At 64.9% G+C, this 5,552-nt stretch carries 3 protein-coding genes; all 3 read right to left on the reverse strand.

The window, feature by feature from the left end; all coding sequences use genetic code 11:
• Positions 1-4,390, reverse strand: a 4,390-nt coding sequence (locus NP3_RS06370; RefSeq protein WP_157124155.1) for a non-ribosomal peptide synthetase, incomplete at its 3' end; no start/stop codon positions are given.
• A gap of 15 nt (positions 4,391-4,405) precedes the next feature.
• Positions 4,406-4,612, reverse strand: coding sequence for a hypothetical protein (locus NP3_RS06375; protein WP_063038733.1), 207 nt, complete (start codon positions 4,610-4,612; stop codon positions 4,406-4,408).
• Positions 4,613-5,039: 427 nt separating this feature from the next.
• On the reverse strand, positions 5,040-5,552 hold a 513-nt coding region (locus NP3_RS06380), incomplete at its 5' end, for an acyl-CoA dehydrogenase family protein (protein ID WP_281197293.1).

Consider the following 5,552-nt stretch of genomic DNA (forward strand, 5'->3'; position numbering starts at 1 on the left):
AGTTGAACCCGATGCGCGGTCGCGCGGACGACAACCGCTCGCGCCCAATCGGATTCAGATACCGCAATAGCCCGAACCCGGCCCCGCCCCGGGGCACCGCGCGCACTTGTTCCTTCACGGCCTTCAATGCCGTCAATGGCTCGGCCGCCCCGACATCCAACCGCACCGGGAACTGACTGGTGAACCACCCGACCGTCCGGGAAAGGTCCGCTCCCGGCACCAATCCCTCATCCCGCCCATGCCGCTCGACGCTCACCAGCACCGGGCTTCGGTCCCCCCGCCGCCGCGTGACCGCGCACGCCAAGGCACTCAACAGTGCCTCCTCCACCCCACACCGCAACGCCACCGGCAAACGCTCGAGTAGCGTCTTCGTCACCTCGACGGGCAGCCGAACCTCGATCCGCTCACGGACTCGCCGCGTTTCGTCGGCCAGGCTCTCCGGCTCCGTGTCGAGGACATCCGGCACATCGACGGCAATGTCACTGCGTCCCGTCGGCACCTCGATCGCATCGCCGCAATAACCGCGCTCCCCCGGCGAGAGCGCAACCTCGCGACGACGTCGCAGCGGCGGATCCGGCGGTGCGAGGACCTCGCACCAGTAATCCAGCTCCTCGATCACCGAATCATCGGCGGCGGCCACGGCCAAAGCGTGTGCCCACGTTCGCATGGACGTGCCGACCGGCGGCAGTACCGGCTCATCTCCCGCCGTGATCTGCGTCCATGCGGTGATCAAATCGGCAAGCACGATCCGCCAGGACACCGCGTCGATGACCAGGTGATGCGCCACCATGACGAGGCGACCGGCCCGCGTCGGCCCGGCATCGAGCCACACCATGGCCAGCATTCGGCCGCGGTCCGGATCGAGACGATCCGTCGCATCCGCGATAGCCCGAGCGGACGCGTCCGAAGAAGTCTCGGAATCGACGGCCAGCAGCGTGTCCGCGTCGACCGCCCCGACCGGGCGCACCTCGAGTTCCCCATCCACCAACGCCGCGCGCAAGACGTCGTGCCCATCGATGACGGCTTGTATGGTGCGCACCAACGGGTTTCGCTCGATGGCGACGGGCAGGGTGAGCACCATCGACTGGGCGAAGCCGCGTGTATCGGTCGACTGTTCGAGCAGCCAGGAAACGATGGGCGTACGGGGTATCCGGCCGATGCCCGCACCCGGCAGTTCATGCAATATCGGGCGACCTGTTGGTGCCGCGACGAATCGGGCCAGGTCGGCAGGTGTCGGATGCTCGAAAACAGCACGGGCCGCGAAGATCAGCCCTTCGGCGCGGGCCCTGGACACCAGCTGAATAGCCATGATCGAATCGCCGCCGAGTGCGAAGAAGGACGATTCCGCGTCGACGGTCCGCGTGCCGAGGATCTCCGCGAATATCGCGCACAGCGCGCGTTCGGTCTCTGTACCCGCCGCATGCACCGGTTCGGTCGCCATGGGCTCGGGTTGCGGCAGGGCGCGACGATCGATTTTGCCGTTGCCGGTCAACGGCAGCGCGTCGAGCACGGTAATCGATCCGGGTACCAGATGTCCGGGCAGCCGGTGGGCACAGAAGTCACGGATATCCGAAACATCCAGTTCCCTGTGGTCGACCGGAACCACATACGACGCCAACATCGATCCGCCCGCAGCAGAGCGCCGCAGTACCGTCACCGCGATCTCGACACCGGGATGCATGTCGAGCACGGCGTCGACCTCACCCGGCTCGACCCGCATTCCGCGCAACTTGACCTGGAAATCCGTGCGGCCCAGATATTCCAGTACCGGATCCGACGCCCCATCGTGCTCCGCATCGATCGGATGCTCCAGCTGCCAGCAAACCAGGTCGCCGGTCCGATACATCCGAGATCCGCTCGGCCCGAAGGGGTTCGCCACGAAGCGTTCGGCTGTTATGCCCATTCGTCCCGCATAGCCCCTGGCAAGCCCGGCCCCGACGATGTACAGCTCCCCCGCAACCCCGATCGGAACCGGCCGCAACCAGCGATCCAGCACCAACAGCCCGACCCCGGGCACCGGACGCCCCAATCCCGATGGCCGAGCCGGTGTCAACCGATCCGTGAAGGTCACCGCGACCGTGGTCTCGGTCGGCCCATACGAATTCAGCATTGTCCGCCCGGACCCGAATCGTGCCACCAACTCCGGCGGGCAACTCTCGCCACCGGAAGACACCGCATGCACCCCGTCCAACGCATCGGTGGGCAGCGTCGCCAAAACCGCGGGCGTCGAAAACAACTGCGTCACGCCGAAGTTCTGGATCACCCGCGCCAATTCATTCCCGGCCGCCTGATCCCCCTCCGCGACAACCAATGTCGCGCCCGCCGAGAACGCCAGCAGCAACTCCAGTAACGAGGCATCGAAACTCGGGTTCAAACAGTGCAATACCCGCGCCCACGGCCCCGAGTAGAACGAATAACGCTCTGCCGCAACCAGTCCCGCCAAGCCGACATGGGTAACCACAACCCCTTTCGGCACACCGGTCGAACCCGAAGTGAACACGACATAGGCCGCGTGCTCCGGCCGTACGACCCCACGCAGGTCCGAACCCGCATCGGCATCGGCATCGGCATCGGCATCGGCATCGGCATCGGCATCGGCATCGGCATCGGCATCGGCATCGAGCACGATCCATGTCACATCGCTGGGCAGTCCCTGAACCAGCGTCGACACCGTAATCCCCAGCCGTGCACCACATTCCGCCGCCATCCGCGCCACCCGCTCGCTCGGATTCCCGTTCCCGATCGGCACGAATGCCGCCCCCGATCGAGCCACACCCCAGAACGCCAGCACCGACTCGATCGATCGAGGCAGCGCACTCAACACCGGAATATCGGGTCCCGCACCGAGCCCGATCAGCTTGCGCGCCAAGGAATTCGAGAGTCGATCCAGTTCCGCATACGACAACGTCCGGTCACCACATACCACCGCGGGTGCGTCGGCCGCCGCGGCCCGCAACCCCGACTCCAGCACCTCGGGCAACAACCGCACCGGCGAAACCCTCGGCCCGTGCACCCCGTGAAGCAGGTGCCGCTCATCGTCGAGGAAGTATTCGAGCTCCCTGACCGGCGTATCCGGCTCCGCGGCGAGCATCGACTCGAACAGTCCGATGAATCGATAGTGGTGCCGGGCCAGGGAATCCGCGTCGTACAACTGCGGATTGGCGGTGAAGTCGACGTGGATCGGACTGTTGGCGCCGTGCTGATACAGGTTGACGAACAGGTCCTCGATCGGCCCCGACGTCAATACATGCAGTGCGGTTCGGACACCGGTGAAAACGACTTCCGACGGGAACAACATGATGTTGAATACCGGGCCGACCAACCCCCGTCCCGGTACCGCGGCATCGGAATCGTCCGCACCGTGCCGGATTTCCTCATGCCGATACCGCTGGTGCCGCAGTGCACCGGACACCTCGAGCCGCACCGCCGCGACGATATCGGCGACCGTACTGTCCGCGGAGACCTCGATCCGCAACGGCACCACATTGGCCAGCATGCCGCCCGAACGCCGCAACATCGCATTGGTCCGCCCGGATACCGGCAGGCTCAGCACCACCTCCCGCTCACCGGTCATCCGCGCGTAATACAGCGCGAGCGCCGCGATCGCCAATGCCGCCGAACCGACACCGAAGCGCGCCGCGGCGGTCTCCATCCGCGCGATCGTCGGCTCCGAGAGCTCGATCCGATGCTGACGCCCCAGCGGATGTGCGGGTGCCGCCGCATCCACCAGACTGCACCGCTGCGGTATGTCCGCCATCCGCTCGGACCAATACGCCGCATCGGTCGCGAATCGCGTCGACGAGCGATAGCTCATCTCGGATTCATGCACCTCGCGCAGACTCGCCGCTGTCGCGGGCGGTGGCTCGACACCGGCCAGCGCCGAGTTGTACAGCTCGGCGACCCGATACAGCCCGGTCACCGACCCAAAGCCGTCCACCACAATGTGATGAGCCCGCGCGTACATGAACACCCGGTCGGCACCGACCCGCAGCACCGCCGTTATCGCGAGCCGATCCCGCAGCAGATCGATCGGCGCCGCCACATCGGCGCGCATCCAACGCAGTGCCTCTGCATCCGGATCCGCCGCGGCGCGGAAGTCCAGATACCGGGCCTCCGTCTCGATCCGATGGTCGACCACTTGATATGGCCGACCATCCTTTTCGATCAACCGCAGCACGCCCGATTCGAACTCGTGCGCGGCCTGGCGACCGACCCGGATCAGCAGGTCGAGATCGAGCGGCCCGGACATCTCGAGGTACTGCGCCTCGTAGAGCGGCACATCGGGATCCAGCTGCTGGGCGTACCACATCCCCAGCTGCGCGGGCGAGAGCGGAAAAACCTGAGTTTCAGCGTCAAGCGATGGCGGTGCCGATGACAGGCCGTGCGACATGAGCAACCACCCGGATCAGTTACTTCGATGCCGTCCGACGGGCACCGGTTTACCGTTGGTCCGTGCGTGCGTCGCGTCGACCGTAACCTCCTCGGGCTCGATGTGATGCGCCTCGACATCCGTGACCAATGCGCGCAGTACCGCATCGCCGCCCTCGGTCGGCGGCGTGGACAGCGGGACCCAATTCATCCCCGACCGCGGTCCGATTACGATCTTGGCCATATCCCCACCTCGTCGTGTTTACGAAGTCGAGTATCCACCCTTTGCGGGCGTCTTTAACAGGAAACGAGCCAAATGATTTATTGGTTCAATTTGCGTTCGAAATAGTGTTCGGAAACGCGTAACGCACATCCCCGCGAAGACGACAAACTTACGAAGACCGTTTCCAGCGCGACCTCGTCGATCGAGGTTCGCAGCGTTAATTTGTGCCTTCTACCAGGCAACTTAGCGTCTAGCCTCTTTCAAAGACTAATGTGCAGCGCAATGTATCGAATTGCTCCAGTTAAGGACACGAATAAACAACCGATCGGCTTCGAAATTATTTCATCGAACATTCGCGGCACCCAAATGAGCGGACATCCGGAACGCAAAAGGCCGGATGTTCACACCGCTCGGTGCAGCGGCATAAACACCCGGCCGGAATGCGCTATCAGCCCCGCAGCAGTGCGCGCGACATGACGACGCGCTGGATCTGGTTGGTGCCCTCGTAGATCTGAGTGATCTTGGCGTCACGCATCATTCGCTCCACCGGGAAGTCGGTGGTGTAGCCCGCGCCGCCGAAGAGCTGCACGGCGTTGGTGGTGACTTCCATGGCCACATCCGAGGCGAAGCACTTGGCGGCGGCGGAGATGAAGCCGAGGTTCTTCTCGCCGCGCTCCGCGCGGGCCGCGGAGGTGTAGACCATGAGACGGGCGGCCTCGATCTTCATCGCCATATCGGCGAGCATGAACTGGGTGTTCTGGAAGTCGGCGATCGCGGTGCCGAACTGCTTGCGGTCCTTGGTGTAGGCGATCGCGGCGTCCAGTGCGCCCTGCGCGATGCCGACGGCCTGCGCGCCGATGGTCGGGCGGGTGTGATCGAGGGTCTGCAGCGCGGTCTTGAAGCCGGTGCCCGGGGCACCGACGATGCGGTCACCCGGCACCCGGCAGTTCTCGAAATACAG

Origin of the sequence: Nocardia pseudovaccinii NBRC 100343, assembly GCF_001613225.1 — a bacterium.
Classification (GTDB): domain Bacteria; phylum Actinomycetota; class Actinomycetes; order Mycobacteriales; family Mycobacteriaceae; genus Nocardia; species Nocardia pseudovaccinii.

Bases quoted from the DNA above. Each gene is read 5' to 3' on its own strand.
- NP3_RS06375 (WP_063038733.1), bottom strand. From the start codon at position 4,612: ATGGCCAAGATCGTAATCGGACCGCGGTCGGGGATGAATTGGGTCCCG.